Origin of the sequence: Microcella alkalica (assembly GCF_014137945.1) — a bacterium.
GTDB lineage: Bacteria > Actinomycetota > Actinomycetes > Actinomycetales > Microbacteriaceae > Microcella > Microcella alkalica.
In genome coordinates this window covers 297723-313518 of the sequence record NZ_JACGWX010000003.1, presented here as the reverse complement: position 1 = coordinate 313518, position 15796 = coordinate 297723, and the positions used below count along the sequence as shown (strand labels likewise).

The following is a 15796-nucleotide window of genomic DNA, read 5'->3' as shown; positions in this document are numbered from 1 at the left end:
CGGCCTCCGCCCCCCACCGGGGCGGCGAGGCCAGGCTGTACGTCGAGGCGTCGGAGGAAGGCGTCGGCGATGCGGTGCTGCGCGTCTCCCGCCGCCGCATCGACGACCTCTCGGAGCTTCTCGTTCAGGTGGGCTTCGACGAGTCAGAGGCAGCCCGTCGCGCGACGATCGCGCTCGCTGCGGTCATCGGCCTCCAGCAGCTCGCCGTCGCCGAGGACTCGTCGCCGGGGGAGTTCGGTGGTGCGGCGCTCACCGCCACCGCGCTCGCCATGACGGTGTCGCGCGACGAGCCGACGAGCCGACTAGCGTAGACACGGAGCCTCGACTCGAGGCTCCCCGTTCTTGTCGGCCCGTCACGCCGACCGCGAAAGCCGTGCTCTATGACCGCCCCGCACCCCGATCGCCCGTTCCCGTGGATCGGCCTGCTGACGCTCGCCGTCGCGATCTTCGTCCTGGTCACGAGCGAGTTCCTGCCGACGGGCCTCCTGCCCGACATGGCCCGCGACCTCGAAGTCAGCCAGTCTCAGATCGGCCTGCTCGTGACGATCTTCGCCGCGACCGTCGCGCTCACGACCGCCCCGCTCGCCGCGCTCACGCACCGCTACTCGCGCAAGTGGCTGCTGATCGGCGTCCTCGGGGTGTTCGCTCTCGCCAACGTGCTCGCCGCGATCGCGCCGAGCTACGAGCTGCTGGTGGGCGCGCGCGTGCTGGGCGGGCTCGCGCACGGCCTGTTCTGGGCGATCGCGGGCGCGTACGCCGGCCACCTCGTGCCGCGCCACCAGATCGCCCGCGCGGTCGCCGTGACGAGCGCCGGCGGCACGACGGCGTTCGTGCTCGGCGTCCCGGTGGGCACCGCGATCGGGCAGGCGCTCGGCTGGCGCTCGGCGTTCGGCATCATCGCCGCCTCGGTCGTGCTGCTGGCGTTCCTCGTGCTTCGCTTCCTGCCGGCCGTCGACCACCGCGTGAGCCTCGCGACCGGGGAGATCCCCGTTCCCGCTCGCCGCGACCCGACCTTCCCCGGCGTGCTGCTCGTGTGCCTGCTCGTGATCATCATCGTCATGGGGCACAACATCTTCTACACCTACATCGCGCCGTTCATCATCGACGAGGCGGGGTTCCCGCGCGACTCGGTGAGCATCATGCTCTTCCTCTACGGAGGCGCCGGCGCGATCGGTCTCGTGCTCGCCGGCGTGGTCGGCAGCCGGTTCCCGCGCGCGGGTCTGTACGGGATGCTCGCGGGCGTCGCGCTGTCGGTGGCCGTCCTCGCCGCCGCGCCGGGCATCCCCGTCATCGTCGTCGTCGCGATCGTCGTGTGGGGCGTCGCGTTCGGCGGCATCCCCGCCCTCCTCCAGACGCGGCTGCTGCATGTCGCATCGCCGCGCGTGCGCGACCTCGGCGCGGCGCTGCTGACGACGTCGTTCAACATCGCGATCGGCGGCGGCGCGCTCATCGGCGGCCTCCTGCTCGACAGCGCGGGGCTGCTCGTGCTGCCCGTCGTGGAGGCGGTTGTCATCGTCCTCGCGATCCTCGTGCTCGTCGTCGTCGACGCCCGCTCGCGCCGCGATCGCGCCGCCCGGCGCGCTGAGGCGCGACGCGAGCCGGAGTTCGGCTCACCGCTCACCGGGCCCATCCCGACGACCGACCGCGACGGCTGAGTCTCTGCCGCTGTCGGGCGCGCGCTCCGTCAAACCGCCGTAGACTGAGGGCAGTCGCGACTGGCGTTGAGATGGTGAACCATCAGGGAGCGACCGACACGGTGAGCTGCCGTCCGCCTGGGCCGCTCGTCCGGCCGACCTGCGAGGGCCGCTGGCCTCCGCCCGTACCGAGGAGCACTCCGTGTCCGCACTGCCCAGCTCGTTCAATGAGCCCCTGTCGATCGTCGACCCCGAGATCGCCGCCGTCCTCGAGCAGGAGCTCGGCCGGCAGCGCGACACCCTCGAGATGATCGCGAGCGAGAACTTCGTCTCGCGCGCCATCCTCGAGGCGCAGGGGTCGGTGCTCACCAACAAGTACGCCGAGGGCTACCCGGGCAAGCGCTACTACGGCGGCTGCGAGTTCGTCGACATCGCCGAGAACCTCGCGATCGAGCGGGCGAAGGCGCTCTTCGGCGCCGAGTTCGCGAACGTGCAGCCCCACTCGGGCGCCTCGGCGAGCGCGGCGGTGCTCCACGCTCTCGCGCAGCCCGGCGACACGATCCTCGGCCTCGAGCTCGCCCACGGCGGTCACCTGACGCACGGCATGAAGCTCAACTTCTCGGGCAAGGTCTACAACGCCACGAGCTACGGCGTCGACCCCGAGACGATGCTCGTCGACATGGACGTCGTGCGCGCGAAGGCCCTCGAGGTCAAGCCCGCCGTCATCATCGCCGGCTGGTCGGCGTACTCGCGCCAGCTCGACTTCGCGGCCTTCCGCGCGATCGCCGACGAGGTGGGCGCCAAGCTCTGGGTCGACATGGCGCACTTCGCGGGTCTCGTCGCTGCCGGCCTGCACCCCTCACCGCTACCGCACGCCCATGTCGTCAGCTCGACCGTGCACAAGACCCTCGCCGGCCCCCGCTCGGGCATCATTCTGAGCAACGACGAGTCGCTGTTCAAGAAGCTCAACTCCGCCGTCTTCCCCGGCCAGCAGGGCGGCCCGCTCATGCACGTGATCGCCGCGAAGGCCGTCGCGTTCAAGCTCGCGGCCCTGCCGGAGTTCGTCGAGCGCCAGGAGCGCACGATCGCCGGCGCGCGCATCCTCGCCGACCGCCTCACGCAGGACGACGCGATCGACGCCGGCGTGAACGTTCTGACGGGCGGCACCGACGTGCACCTCGCTCTCGTCGACCTGCGCACCTCGCCGATCAACGGCCAGGAGGCGGAGGACCTCCTCCACGAGGTCGGCATCACCGTCAACCGCAACGGCGTGCCGTTCGACCCCCGCCCGCCGATGGTCACGAGCGGCGTGCGCATCGGCACGCCCGCGCTCGCCACGCGCGGGTTCGGCGAGGACGAGTTCGCAGAGGTCGCCGACATCATCGCGCACACGCTCATGCCGAGCCCCGACGTCGCCGCGCTGCGCGGGCGCGTCGACGCGCTCACGGCCGCGTTCCCCCTCTACCCGGGGCTGTGAGCATGACGGATCCCCGGCCCGCCGGCGCATCCGCCCAGCTCCTCGACGGCACCTCGACCGCTCGCGCCATCAAGGCCGAGCTGACGACGCGGGTCGCCGCCCTGCGCGAGCGCGGCATCGTGCCTGGACTCGCGACGGTGCTCGTAGGCGATGACCCCGGCTCGCGCTGGTACGTCGCGGGCAAGCACAAGGACTGCGCCGAGGTCGGAATCGAGTCGATCCGCCGAGACCTGCCCGCGTCGACGACGCAGGCGGAGCTCGAGGCCGTGATCGACGAGCTCAACGCCGACCCGGCCGTCACGGGCTTCATCGTGCAGCTGCCGCTGCCAAAGCACATCGACACCGACGCGATCCTCGAGCGCGTGGCGCCGGAGAAGGACGCCGACGGCCTCCACCCGACGAACCTCGGCCGTCTCGTGCTGCGCGTCGACCGCGCGATCGACACGCCCCTGCCGTGCACGCCCCGCGGCGTCATCGAGCTCGTCGAGCGCCACGGGCTGTCGTGGGCGGGCGCGGATGTCGTGGTCGTCGGCCGCGGCGTCACCGTCGGCCGCGCGATCGGCGCGCTCCTCACGCGGCGCGAGAACAACGCGACCGTCACTCTCACGCACACCGGCACGCGCGATCTCGCCGCGCACCTGCGCCGGGCCGACGTCATCGTGGCCGCTGCCGGCGTGCCCGGAATCGTGTCGGCCGCCGACGTCAAGCCGGGCGCGATCGTCCTCGACGTGGGCGTCTCGCGCGTGACCGACCCGGATACGGGGCAGTCGCGCATCGCGGGAGACGTCGCCGACGACGTGCGCTCGGTGGCCGCGTGGGTCTCGCCGAACCCCGGTGGGGTCGGGCCGATGACGCGCGCGCTGCTGCTCGCCAACGTCGTCGAGACGGCGGAGCGCGTCGCGGGGCTCTGACCGGCCGCGCCTAGGGCCGACCCGCGACGAGGCGGAGGCGCACCGCCTGACCGGGCCGCGCCTGCGCGAGGGCGTCGAGCCCGGCATCCGCGACGACCGCGATGACGGGGTAGCCGCCCGTGACGGGCGCGTCGGGGCCGAGCGCCGTGGGCGCGCCGTCGGGGGAGACCTGGATGCCGCCCGGCAGCATCCCCTCGCTCGGCAGCTCGCGACCGGTCGCCGCCGCCGTGCGCGCGAGCGCCGGGCCCTCGAGTCGGACGCCCGTGCGGTCGGAGCGCGCGGAGACGCGCCACTCGGCGCCCAGCAGCGTCTGCCATGCCGCGTCGGTGAACCAGTCGCGCCGCGGACCGGGGCGGACGGGCAGGTCGATCAGCCCGTCGGCGGGGGCGCCCACCGGAACGACATCGACGCTCGGAACGGGCCCGGCGATCGCGTCGCCGATCGCGAGGATGCCCCCGGCCGTGATCGGGTCGGGCCCGATCCCCGAGAGCGTGTCGCGCGATCGCGACCCGAGCTCGATCGGGGCGTCGACCCCGCCGCGGACGGCCACCGTGGCGCGCAGCCCCGCGTCGATGCGGCCGACGTGCAGGAGCGCGCCGTCCCGCTCCGATCGCACGGCCGCGCGCGGCGGTACGCTCGCGCCGTCGAGCGTCACGGGCCCTGAGCCGCCCGTGACCGCGACCCAGGTGCCGGCCGGCAGGTCGAGGGTCAGCCCCCCGAGAAGCACCTCGAGGGCGGCTGCCGCCTCGTCGTTCCCGACGAGCCGGTTCGCGAGCCGATGGGCCGCGCGATCGAAGGCGCCCGCGGCCCCCACGCCGAGGGCCGCGCGGCCGGGGCGCCCGAGATCCTGCACGAGGGTGAGCGCGCCGGGGTCGACGACCGTGATCGAACGAGCGGTGGCGGCGGTCGGCACGGTGGTCGCGGGCACGGCCCTCGAGGGGGGCCTCCCCGCCGCGAGCCCGCGCACGGGAACGAAGCGCACGCGGGCGCCCGGCGGGAGGAGCGCGGGCGGGTCGCGCCGGGCATCCCACAGCACGGCGTCGGTGCGGCCGATGAGCTGCCAGCCGCCAGGCGAGCTGCGCGGGTACACGCCCGTGTACTCGGCGGCGAGGGCGACGGCGCCGGGCGGCACCGCCGGCCGCGAGGTCGCACGGCGCGGGACGGGCGGGAGGGCCGCGGTCGGGTCCCCACCGTCGGCGGCGGGCACGAGGTACGGGAAGCCGGGCGCGAATCCGACGAAGGCGCAGCGCCACTCCGCGCGAGCGTGCCGCTCGGCGACCCCGGCGGGCGAGCACCCCCAGACCGCGGCGACCGCCTCGAGGTCGTCGCCGTCGTAGACGACGGGCAGCGCGACGACCGGACCCTCCGGCAGGGGTGCCGCCGGGTCGGCCGCGGCGAGGGTCGCGCGCAGCCAGTGCTCGGCGTGCCTGAGGCCGAGCGTGCGCGGGTCGAGCCGCACGAGCACGGTGCGGGCGGCGGGAACGAGCTCGAGCACGCCATCGGGCGCGCTCGCGGCGAGCGCGGCGTGCGCCGCGAGCGACTGCTCGAGCGCGTCGACCTCGACGAGCAGCGCGCGATCGCCGCAGGGCAGGATGCGCGCAGCGAGCGCCCCTGCTGCGCTCTGGGCGCCGCCCGCGCTCATGTCGACCCGAGCACGGGCCGCACATCGACGCCCGCGGCCGCGAGCGACTCGCGCACGGAGCGCGCCATCGCGACCGCGCCGGGGGTGTCGCCGTGCACGCAGAGCGACTCGGCCTCGATGCGAACGAGCGACCCGTCGACTGCGGCGACCTCGCCGTCGACGGCGAGCCGCACGGCGCGGGCGGCGACCTCGGCGACGTCGTGCAGCACGGCACCCGGCTCCGACCGCGGCACGAGCGACCCATCGGGCCGGTATGCGCGATCGACGAAGGCCTCGGTCACGAAGCGGATGCCCGCCCGGAGCGCGGCGCGCTCGATCGCCGACCCGGGCATCCCCATCACGGAGAGCCCGGCGATGGCCGCGACGCCCGCGACGACCTCGGCGCGCTCCTCGTCGTGGACGATGCGGTTATAGAGAGCGCCGTGCGGCTTGAGATAGCGAGCGGAACCGCCCGCCGCCGCGGCGGTCTCCGCGAGGCGCGCGACCTGCTCGCGCAGCTGCGTCTCGAGCACCCTCGGCTCGACGTCGAGGTCGCGACGCCCGAACCCCTCGCGGTCGTCGTACGAGGGATGTGCGCCGATCACGACGCCGCCCGCGACCGCCGAGCGGCATGCGGCGGCCATCGTGTTCGGATCGCCCCCGTGCGCTCCGCAGGCCAGGTTCGCGCTCGAGACGAGGGCGAGCATCGCCTCGTCGTCGCCCACGATCTCGGGCAGCCACGACTCGCCGAGGTCGCTGTTGAGGTCGATGGCGGGCATGCTGCGAGCCTACGGCGCGGCGCGCGCCGGGCAACCGCCCCCTTGCTCATCGATCGAACATGTGTTCGAATGTAGGGCATGCGGTGGAGCGGCCAGTCGACGAGCACGACGACCCCCGACGCGCTGCCCGACCTGGGGAGCACGGCGGCGATCGCTCGCCTGTCGGGCCTGCAGCGCACGGTCCGCCCGCCCGAGTTCGCGGGCCTCATCTTCCACGAGGTGCTCGCGAAGAGCGCGCTCAACCGCGTGCCCGGCGGGGGAGGGGCGCTGCCGTTCGGCCACACCGTGAACCCGTACCGCGGGTGCGCGCATGCGTGCGTCTACTGCTTCGCTCGCCCGACCCACGCCTACCTCGACCTCGACACCGGGGAGGGCTTCGACCGCGAGATCGTCGTGAAGATCAACGTCGCCGAGGTCCTCGCGCGCGAGGTGCGCCGCGCCTCGTGGGGGCGGCACCCGGTCGCTCTCGGCACCAACACCGACCCCTACCAGCGCGCCGAGGGCCGCTATGCGCTCATGCCCGGCATCGTCACGGCGCTCGCTGAGAGCGGCACGCCCCTCAGCATCCTTACGAAGGGTACGCTTCTGCGCCGCGATCTGCCCCTTCTCGTGCGCGCGGCCGAGCTCGTCCCCGTCGACGTCGCGATGTCGATCGCCATCTACGACGACGCGCTGCAGCGCTCGATCGAGCCGGGCACGCCCTCGACGGATGCCCGGCTCGCGACCGTCGCCGCCGCCGTCGCCGCGGGGCTCGACCCCGCCGTGTTCCTCATGCCGGTCCTGCCCCATCTCACCGACACCCGGGCGCACCTCGACGAGGCCTTCGCCCGCATCCGCGAGACCGGAGCCACCACGGTCATGACCTCCGCGCTGCACCTCAAGCCGGGCGTGCGCGAGTGGTGGTTCGCCTGGCTCGAGCGGGAGCATCCGGAGCTCGTCACCCGCTACCGCGCCCTCTACGCGGCCGGACCCTACGCCCCCGCCGGCTACCGCGAGTGGCTCGCCGCGCGCGCGCGCGAGCTGCGCGCACGGCACGGGCTCGCCTCGCGTCCGCTCGATGCGGCGACCGGCACGGTGCGCAGCCGTGCTGCCCAGCCAGGCGCGGCGGTCGCGGCCGGTCAGCGCGTCGCGGTGAGCGCCGGGCCTGCGACCCTGTTCTGACGCGCCCCTCCCGCGATGTGCACGGTCTTGACGCGCGCGGCGCGGCGCGGCGTCGCGGCCGAGGTTCTAGAGTCGACCCATGGAACCGAGTGCGCGGACGCCGGTGCGGCTCGCGATCCTCGACGACCACGAGCTCCTGCTCGACAGCATCGCCTCCTGGATCACGGCCAACGCCCCCGACTTCGACCTCGTGCTCACGGCGTCGACGTGGTTCGGTCTCGTCCAGAGCGATCGCTTCCCGACCGATCTGGTGCTCATCGACTTCCAGCTGCAGGAGCCCGTCTCGATCGAGGCCCGCGTGCGAACGTGCCGTGCGGCAGGGGCGAAGGTGATCGTGCTCTCGAGCCTCGAGACCGCGGATGACCGCGACCGCGCGTTCGACGCCGGCGCGTCGGCGTTCCTGTCGAAGGCGCTCCCGCTCGGCGAGGTCATGGAGACTGCGCGCCGGGTGATGGGGATGGAGTCTTCGGGGGAGCCCGCTCGCGACTGGCGACCGCTGCCCTCAGGAGCGCAGCACCCGGCGCGACCGAAGCTCTCCACGAGCGAGCGCGAGGCGCTCGTGCTCTACGTCAACGGCAACTCGACCTCCGAGGTCGCCAAGCAGATGCACGTCCAGTACGAGACCGCGAAGACGTACCTGCGCCGCGTGCGGGAGAAGTACGCGCGCGCCGGGCGGCCCGCGAGCAGCAAGACCGATCTCATCCGACGAGCTGCTGAAGACGGGCATTTGCGCTGATGGCGAAGCTGTACTTCCGATACGGGGCGATGAACAGCGGCAAGAGCACGGCTCTGCTGCAGGCCGCATTCAACTACGAGGAGCGGGGGCAGAGGGTTCTGCTCGCGAAACCGCGCGTCGACACGAAGGGTGATCGACTCATCATCTCCCGGCTCGGCGTCACACGCGCCGTCGACTTCACGATCGGCCCGGACGACGACGTGTACGCGCTCTTCCAGCGCGAGCGCGAAGCGGTCATCCGCTCCGCGGCGCGCGACGTCTCTTGCCTGCTGCTCGACGAGTCGCAGTTCCTGACCCCGCAGCAGGTCGACGACCTGCTGCGCATCGCCATCCGTGAGGACATCCCCGTCATCGCCTACGGCATTCGCACCGACTTCCAGACCGCCGCGTTCCCCGGAAGCCGCCGTCTGCTCGAGATCGCCCACTCCCTCGAGGAGCTCAAGACCATCTGCTGCTGCGGACGCAAAGCCGTCTTCAACGCACGCACCATCGGGGGCGTGTTCGTATTCGACGGCGACCAGGTCGCGATCGACGGGGCGGATGTCACGTACGAGAGCCTGTGCGGAGGGTGCTACCTCGACGAGTCCGGCGACTCGCTCGCGTCGGGGTGGCGAGCGCCGGTGGCGCTCGGGGGCGCGGAACTGGGGCCGGATCCGGATTTCGCGTAGTTGCTCAGAAGAGGCTCGCGGGGCGGCTGCCGCGATGCGGCCGCCGTATGCTTCGCGCGGCTTCGGAGCGCGGGCCCCGCGACACTCCTGCTCGCGTCACTGGATTTGTCCCCACCGCTCGGACGCCACAGCGCTTCGCGCTGCGTCGTTACCGGCGGCGTGGGCCCACCTGCTGGGGGCAGCTTCGCGTCCGGATACACACGACGACATGAGAAAAGGGACCGCCCGATGGGCGGTCCCTTTTCTCATGCGGTCGGGGTAACAGGATTTGAACCTGCGGCCTCGTCGTCCCGAACGACGCGCGCTACCAAGCTGCGCCATACCCCGGTGCGCCGCGCGAGCGGCAACTTGTCAAGAATAGCCGATGTCGTCGGGCACGAGCGTCACGAGCACAGCCTCGGGCGGGCAGGCGAAGCGGAAGGGCGCGTAGATGGAGTGCCCGAGGCCTGCCGAGACGTTGAGGAACGCCGCCCGGTGCGCGTGGTGCCACATGCTGAGGCCGCGCGCGCGCTCGCGCGGGATGTCGCAGTTGGTGATGATCGCTCCGTAGCCGGGCAGAGCGACCTGGCCGCCGTGGGTGTGGCCAGCGAAGATGACATCGGCGGCCTGCGTCGTGAACGCGTTGAGCACCCGCTGGTACGGGGCGTGGGTGACGCCGATCATGATGGCGGGGTCGTCACTGTCGTCCTCGTCGAGCTCGCGCAGAGCATCCACGAGCCCCGGGAGCACGTCGAGGCGGTCCCAGCCGCGGTGGGCGTCGTTCGTGCCCATGAATTCCAGGATCGAGCCGTTCACGGCGATCTGGGCGACGTCGTTGTTGAGCGAGTGCCACCCGAAGCGCCCGGTGTACAGGCGCTCGAGCGCGTCGATGTCCAGCAGTTCGGGCTCGGCGGTGGCGCCGGAACCTGACGGCCCGACGAAGTACCGAAGCGGGTTCTTGAAGATCGGCGCGAAATAGTCGTTCGAGCCGTGCACGAAGACGCCGGGCACGCCGTCGAAGACGGAGAGCGCCTCGTCCAACGCGGGCAGCGCGTCCGGGTGGCCCATGCTGTCGCCCGTGTTGACGATCAGATCCGGTCGAAGGTCGGTGAGCGACCGCACGAAGTCGATGCGGTCCAGCTGCCACGGCGCGAGATGCAGGTCGCTGAGGTGCAGGATGCGGATCGGGTCGGCGCCGGGGGAGAGCACAGGGACGACCTCACGGCGCAGCCCGTAGGCGCGGCGCTCGACCGTCGTCGCGTACACGGCGGCGGCCGTGGCGGCTGCGATAGCCGCGACGGCCGCCAGCCGGGCGCTAACCGCCGTCACCGGGGCTCGGCGACGGAGCCGGCGAGCCGCCGCCGCCGCCGCCGTTGTCGCCGCCTCCCCCGCCACCGCCTGAACCGCAGCTCTGGCTCGCGACGCCGATCGTGACGAGGGTGCTGCGGTTCGTCGAGGTGCCGGCCGCGGGGTTCTGCGACTCCACGATGCCTTCGCGCGCGGGGTCGGGGCCCCCGTTGATCGGCACGCAGGCGGTGGCGATGTTCCCGAAGCCTGCTCCTTGCAGGGCGGCTCGCGCCTGCGCCTCGTCGAAGCCGGCGCTCGTCACATCAGGCACGGTGCCGAGATTGCCGTTGCTGAGCTGAACGCGCACGATGAGGCCACGGCCGACGACGGCGCCTGGCGACGGCGAGGTCGCCGCAACCGTTCCCTGCGGCTGGCCGGAGTCGATCGTCCCGCCCTCGCCGTACCGAAGTCCGAGGCCCTCGAGGATGGCCCGCGCCTGGGACGGTGACTGCCCGATCAGGTTCGGCAGCTCGATGCCACTTCCGCGGATCAGGCGAGCCGGCGGTTCGGGGAACGCGGCGCCACCGTACTGGGCGTTCGCGGCGCCGAGGATCTCGCGCATGATCCGGTGGCGTAGCTCGCCCCCCCAGAAGCCCTCGGGGTTCTGGTACTGGCGGATGCGGGCGTCGCCGACGATGTTGCCGACCCAGACCGCGGTCGCGAACTCCGTGGTGGAGGTGATCACCCACGTGTGGCGCGATCGGTCGGTCGTCCCCGTCTTTCCGATGATCGGTGTTCCGTCGAACGGGTTGCTCAGCGTCGCCGTGCCTCCGTCGACCATGGTCGTGGACATCGCAGACGCCGCCGCGGCGGCCACCTCGGGGTCGAGTCCCTGGTTGCAGACGGGCGCCTGGCCGGGGAGCTCCTCTCCCTCGCGCGAGACGAAGCGGTCCACCATGATGGGCTCGCAGTACTGGCCGTTGTTCGCGATGCCCGCGTACGCGGCGGCCATCGAGAGAGGCGCGACCTCATCGACGCCGAGTACGGAGGACGGAACGGTGGTCAGCTCGTTTCCGTCTGCACGATGGACTCCCAGGTCAGCCGCGCGATTCCGAATCTCGCACAGGTCGAGTTGCGTGGCCATGGAGACGAAGGCCGAGTTGACGGATCGCCGGGTGGCCTGAAGTGCGTCCATCGAGCTTCCCGCACCTTCGTCATTCCCGAACTCGAAGACGTCCACTCCGATGTCGGAGCAGGTGTTGGTGAAGGCTGAGAACGGATACTCGAACGTCGACGCATCGACGATCTCGCGCAGTCCTCGGCCCTGGTTCAGCCATTCGATGAGGGTGAACATTTTGTACGTCGAGCCGGGCTGGAAGCCACTGGAGCCTCCGTACGCGCGGTCCGTGTTGAAGTTGACTGCGGTGTACTCCGTGCCCGGTGGGGTCTCACTGTTGTCGAAGAGCTTGTTCTGCGTCATCGTCAGGATCCGACCCGTTCCCGGCTCCACGGATACTGCGACGGCACCGAGTTGGAGGCGCGTCTCGCCCGCAGGCGCGTATCGGAGGACGGCGTCGTACGCGACCTGCTGGAGAGACATGTTGAGCGTGGTGTACACGTCGATGCCGCCGGTCTTCCATGCGCTGAGGCGAGTCTCGGCGTCGGGCCCGAGCGACCCGAAGTTGGCCACGTTGCGCACGACGTAGTCGCAGAAGAACCGCGCGTAGTCGTTCGCCGCGATGCACCCGTTGCGCGGCGGCTGCGGCAGGACGAAGTTCTCATCGACGGGGATCGCGATAGCAGCGTCGTACTCGTCCTGCGTGATCATGTCGTAGGCGAGCATGTTGCCCAGGATCACGTCGCGTCGCGCCTGGTTCGCCTCGAAGTTGTCGGGAGCCTTGAGTGAGCGGGCGCCGGGCTGCTGCACGATCGCGATCAGGCTCGCCGCCTGCGGGAGGGTGAGGTCCACGGCGTTGACGCTGAAGTACTCCTGGGCGGCCGCCTGGATGCCGTACGTGTTGCCCCCGAAGCCGGCGATGTTGAGGTAGCCGAGAAGGATCTCGTCCTTCGTGAACTCCTTCTCGAGGTTGATCGCGAGCTTGGCCTCGTTGAGCTTGCGCTCCAGGCTCGACACCTGGCAGTCAGCGACCCCGGCGAGCGCCGCTTCCCGGTCGAGGTCCTCCGTCTTCAGCGCTTCCTGAATGCAGATGTTCTTGACGAGTTGCATCGTGAGCGTCGATGCGCCCGACTCGATGCCACCCGAGACCACGTTGCCAACGGCGGCGCGGACGACCGACTGAACGTCGACGCCGTTGTGCTCGTAGAACCGGCGGTCCTCGCCCGCGAGCGTGGCGTTCTTCACGAAGTCATTCAGTTGATCGAAGGCGACTTCTTCGCGGTTCTGCGCGAACACGCTCGCGATCCGGGTGTAGCCGTCCTCCGGGTTGGCGGTGTTCTGCGCGTAGAGCGCGTTGCGCTCCGGGAGCTCGTTGATCTCGATGTACTCGGGAAGGCTGTCGAAGATCCCGATGGTGTTGCTCGCCGCGATGCCGGTGAGGGCGATCGCGGGCGTGACCATGACGGTGGCGAGCACTCCCGCGACGGCCGACAGGGCAACCATCCCGAAGAGTGCGCGGATCGCGCCAGGAGCCCCTTGATTCTGCGCAGACATAGACTCAAGGGTACGCGATCACCCTATGAGGAAGACCGAAGGATCCGACGATGACTCAATGGGAGTACACGACCACTCCGCTCCTCATCCACACCACGACCGCCATCCTCAACAACTGGGGCGAGCAGGGCTGGGAGCTCGTGCAGATCGTCACGGGCCCCGAGGGCGGCCTCGTGGCCTACCTGAAGCGTCCGAAGGACGCGTGATGAGCCGCATCGACGCGCGTCTCGCCGAGCTCGGGCTGAGCATCCCGGCACTGGCGAAGCCGGTCGCCGCCTACGTGCCCGCGACGATCTCGGGCCACCTCGTCTTCACCGCCGGTCAGCTGCCGTTCGTCGACGGCGCGCTCCCGGCGACCGGCAAGGTGGGCGACGCGGTCTCGGCAGAGGCTGCGGCCGGCTTCGCCGGCCAGTGCGTCCTCAACGCGCTCGCGGCGGTGCAGAGCGTCATCGGCTCGCTCGATCGCGTGACGCGCGTCGTCAAGGTCACGGGCTTCGTCGCCTCGACCCCCGGGTTCACCGGCCAGCCCGCCGTGCTCAACGGTGCGAGCACCCTCCTCCGCGAAATCTTCGGTGACGAGATCGGCGCGCACGCCCGGAGCGCCGTGGGCGTCGCGGTGCTGCCGCTCGATGCGCCCGTCGAGGTCGAGCTCGTCGTCGAGTTCGCCTAGCGACCCTCGGGGAATGAGGAACGAGGCCCCCGCCTGGCAGGGGCCCCGTTCGTCCTTCCCGGCGGCTCGACGTCTGACAGGGTCAGCGCATCGTGTCCGTGATGACGGTGATGACGGTCGAGTCCGTGAGCGTCGTCGTGTCGCCGATCTCGCGGCCCTCGGCGACGTCCCGAAGCAGACGACGCATGATCTTCCCCGAGCGCGTCTTCGGCAGCTCGGCCACCACGAAGATCTCGCGGGGTCGGGCGATCGCGCCGATCTGCTCGGCCACGTGCGCCCGGAGCTGCTGGCTCGCCTCGGTGGCCGAGACGCTCTTCGCCTTCTTCGAGCGGAGGATCACGAAGGCGACGACCGCCTGGCCGGTCGTGTCGTCACTCGCGCCGACGACGGCGGCCTCCGCCACGATGGGGTGCGACACGAGGGCCGACTCGATCTCCATGGTCGACAGGCGGTGGCCGGAGACGTTCATGACGTCGTCGACGCGGCCGAGCAGCCAGACGTCGCCGTCGGCGTCGAGGTGCGCACCGTCGCCGGCGAAGTACTTCGTGCCGAACTTCGACCAGTAGGTCTCCTGGAACCTCTCCGGGTCGCCCCAGATGCCGCGCAGCATGCTCGGCCATGGCTCGGTGACCACGAGGAGGCCGCCCGCCTCCATGCCGACGTGCGTGCCGTCCTCGTCGAGCACGTCGATCGAGATTCCGGGGATGGGCACCTGGGCCGATCCCGGCTTCGTCGTCGTGACCCCGGGCAGCGCGCTGATCATGATCGCGCCCGTCTCGGTCTGCCACCAAGTGTCGACGATGGGGGTCTTCCCGCCGCCGATGATCTCCCGGTACCAGACCCAGGCCTCGGGGTTGATGGGCTCGCCCACCGATCCGAGCACGCGCAGGCTCGACAGGTCGTAGGCGAGCGGGATCTCGCGGCCCGCCTTCATGAACGACCGGATGGCCGTGGGCGCGGTGTAGAAGATGGTCACGCCGTACTTCTGGATGATCTCCCACCACCGGCCGGGGTGCGGGGTGTCGGGGGTGCCCTCGTACATGACCTGCGTCGCGCCGTTCGCGAGCGGCCCGTAGACCATGTACGAGTGGCCGGTGACCCAGCCGACGTCCGCGGTGCACCAGTAGATGTCGGTCTCGGGCTTGAGGTCGAAGACGCTGCGGTGAGTGAAGGCGGCCTGCGTGAGGTACCCGCCGCTCGTGTGCAGGATCCCCTTGGGCCGCCCGGTCGTCCCGCTCGTGTAGAGGATGAAGAGCGGGTTCTCGGCGTCGAACCCCTGCGCCTCGTGCTCTTCCGAGGACTCCGACATCGCCTCGTGCCACCACACGTCTCGACCGTGCTGCCAGTCGACGTCGTTCTCGCCACGGCGGACGACCACGACGCTCGTGACGTCGGTCTCGGCGGCCGCCAGCGCGGCGTCGACGGCGTGCTTGAGGGGGAACACCTTGCCCTTGCGCCACCCCCCGTCCGCGGTGATGACGAGCTTGGCGTCGGCGTCTTCGACGCGGGCCCGGATGCTCTCGGCGCTGAAGCCGCCGAAGATCACCGAGTGGATCGCGCCCAGCCGCGCGACGGCGAGCATCGAGATCACGGCCTCCGGGATCATCGGCAGGTAGATCGCGACCCGATCGCCCTGCCCGACGCCGAGGCCGGCGAGCATGTTCGCCGCGCGCTTCACCTCGGCGGTGAGCTCGGAGTACGTGATCGTGCGGGTGTCGCCGGGCTCGCCCTCCCAGTGGATCGCGACCCTATCGCCGTTTCCCGCCTCGACGTGGCGGTCGAGGCAGTTGTAGGCGACGTTGAGCTCGCCGTCGTGGAACCAGCGCGCGAACGGCGGGTTCGACCAATCGAGGGTCTGCGTGAAGGGAGTGTGCCAGTGCAGCTCGCGGGCCTGGTCGGCCCAGAAGCCCAGCCGGTCGTCGGCGGCCCGCGCGTAGAGCTCGGGGCCGGCGACCGCGCGGGCGGTGAAGTCGGGGTCGGGCGCGAAGCGCCGTTCCTCGTGCAGGAGGCTGTCGATCGAGGTCGTGGACATCGTCATCCTTGGTCGATGTGCGTAACAGGCCTGGACTGCCGCAACGCTGAGGGGGTCAAGGACAATCCTATTCACGTGCTCGACGGCCGCCAGGCTCAGGGCGACCGGTGCGACGAGCGTGCGCGATGAGGCGACGAACGGCCGCATTCGCGCTTCGGAGAGGGGCCGCG

General features: G+C 71.3%; 13 protein-coding genes, 1 tRNA gene, 1 pseudogene and 1 riboswitch. Of the genes and pseudogenes, 9 read left to right on the top strand and 6 right to left on the bottom strand.

From position 1 onward, the window contains the following. The 4 genes from FHX53_RS08325 to FHX53_RS08310 all read left to right on the top strand — a co-directional run. The coding region (locus tag FHX53_RS08325) for a hypothetical protein (protein ID WP_220476293.1) at positions 1-311 on the top strand (311 nt) is incomplete at its 5' end. 69 nt (positions 312-380) lie between these two features. Beyond that, positions 381-1655, top strand: a complete 1275-nt coding sequence (locus FHX53_RS08320; RefSeq protein ID WP_182490878.1) for an MFS transporter — start codon at positions 381-383, stop codon at positions 1653-1655. Positions 1656-1701: 46 nt separating this feature from the next. Next, a riboswitch (ZMP/ZTP riboswitch) is annotated at positions 1702-1785 on the top strand. Positions 1786-1836: 51 nt separating this feature from the next. After that, positions 1837-3111 (top strand): serine hydroxymethyltransferase, encoded by a 1275-nt coding sequence (glyA, locus tag FHX53_RS08315; protein WP_182490877.1) that lies wholly within the window; start codon positions 1837-1839, stop codon positions 3109-3111. A 2-nt stretch (positions 3112-3113) separates the two neighbouring features. After that, the gene (locus tag FHX53_RS08310; protein ID WP_182490876.1) at positions 3114-4022 is read left to right on the top strand and encodes a bifunctional methylenetetrahydrofolate dehydrogenase/methenyltetrahydrofolate cyclohydrolase; all 909 of its coding nucleotides are present in this window, start codon (positions 3114-3116) and stop codon (positions 4020-4022) included. 10 nt (positions 4023-4032) lie between these two features. Here FHX53_RS08310 and FHX53_RS08305 read toward each other — a convergent pair whose 3' ends face one another. Together FHX53_RS08305 and FHX53_RS08300 are read right to left on the bottom strand one after the other, a co-directional pair. Beyond that, the gene (locus tag FHX53_RS08305; RefSeq protein WP_182490875.1) at positions 4033-5664 is read right to left on the bottom strand and encodes a 5-oxoprolinase subunit B/C family protein; all 1632 of its coding nucleotides are present in this window, start codon (positions 5662-5664) and stop codon (positions 4033-4035) included. Further along, on the bottom strand, positions 5661-6422 hold the full coding sequence (locus FHX53_RS08300) for a LamB/YcsF family protein (protein WP_182490874.1): 762 nt from the start codon (positions 6420-6422) through the stop codon (positions 5661-5663). Before FHX53_RS08300 ends, FHX53_RS08305 begins: the two co-directional genes overlap by 4 nt. A gap of 78 nt (positions 6423-6500) precedes the next feature. On the opposite strand from FHX53_RS08300, the gene FHX53_RS08295 reads away from it, so the two are divergent. From FHX53_RS08295 to FHX53_RS08285, 3 genes are all read left to right on the top strand, one after another. Next, on the top strand, positions 6501-7583 hold the full coding sequence (locus tag FHX53_RS08295) for an Rv2578c family radical SAM protein (protein ID WP_182490873.1): 1083 nt from the start codon (positions 6501-6503) through the stop codon (positions 7581-7583). Positions 7584-7662: 79 nt separating this feature from the next. Then, a complete protein-coding gene (locus FHX53_RS08290; protein ID WP_182490872.1) occupies positions 7663-8319 on the top strand; it encodes a response regulator transcription factor in 657 nt (218 codons plus the stop codon). Then, positions 8319-8987: a thymidine kinase gene (locus FHX53_RS08285; protein ID WP_182490871.1), complete on the top strand. Its 669-nt coding sequence runs from the start codon at positions 8319-8321 to the stop codon at positions 8985-8987. Before FHX53_RS08290 ends, FHX53_RS08285 begins: the two co-directional genes overlap by 1 nt. 253 nt (positions 8988-9240) lie before the next feature. On the opposite strand, the gene FHX53_RS08280 is transcribed toward FHX53_RS08285, so the two are convergent. From FHX53_RS08280 to FHX53_RS08270, 3 genes are all read right to left on the bottom strand, one after another. Then, positions 9241-9314 (bottom strand) — tRNA-Pro (locus FHX53_RS08280). 24 nt (positions 9315-9338) lie between these two features. Beyond that, positions 9339-10295 (bottom strand): metallophosphoesterase, encoded by a 957-nt coding sequence (locus FHX53_RS08275; RefSeq protein ID WP_182490870.1) that lies wholly within the window; start codon positions 10293-10295, stop codon positions 9339-9341. Beyond that, the gene (locus tag FHX53_RS08270) at positions 10282-12924 is read right to left on the bottom strand and encodes a transglycosylase domain-containing protein (RefSeq protein WP_182490869.1); all 2643 of its coding nucleotides are present in this window, start codon (positions 12922-12924) and stop codon (positions 10282-10284) included. The genes FHX53_RS08275 and FHX53_RS08270 overlap by 14 nt, the downstream gene beginning before the upstream one ends. A 50-nt stretch (positions 12925-12974) precedes the next feature. Here FHX53_RS08270 and sp36 point away from each other — a divergent pair. Continuing rightward, positions 12975-13118, top strand: a pseudogene (gene sp36, locus FHX53_RS08265) (Sp36 family protein); the annotation flags it as partial. Positions 13119-13129: 11 nt separating this feature from the next. Beyond that, on the top strand, positions 13130-13594 hold the full coding sequence (locus FHX53_RS08260; protein WP_182490867.1) for a RidA family protein: 465 nt from the start codon (positions 13130-13132) through the stop codon (positions 13592-13594). An 82-nt stretch (positions 13595-13676) separates the two neighbouring features. Here FHX53_RS08260 and acs read toward each other — a convergent pair whose 3' ends face one another. Next, positions 13677-15626: an acetate--CoA ligase gene (acs, locus tag FHX53_RS08255; protein WP_182490866.1), complete on the bottom strand. Its 1950-nt coding sequence runs from the start codon at positions 15624-15626 to the stop codon at positions 13677-13679. Between the last annotated feature and the right edge of the window lie 170 nt (positions 15627-15796).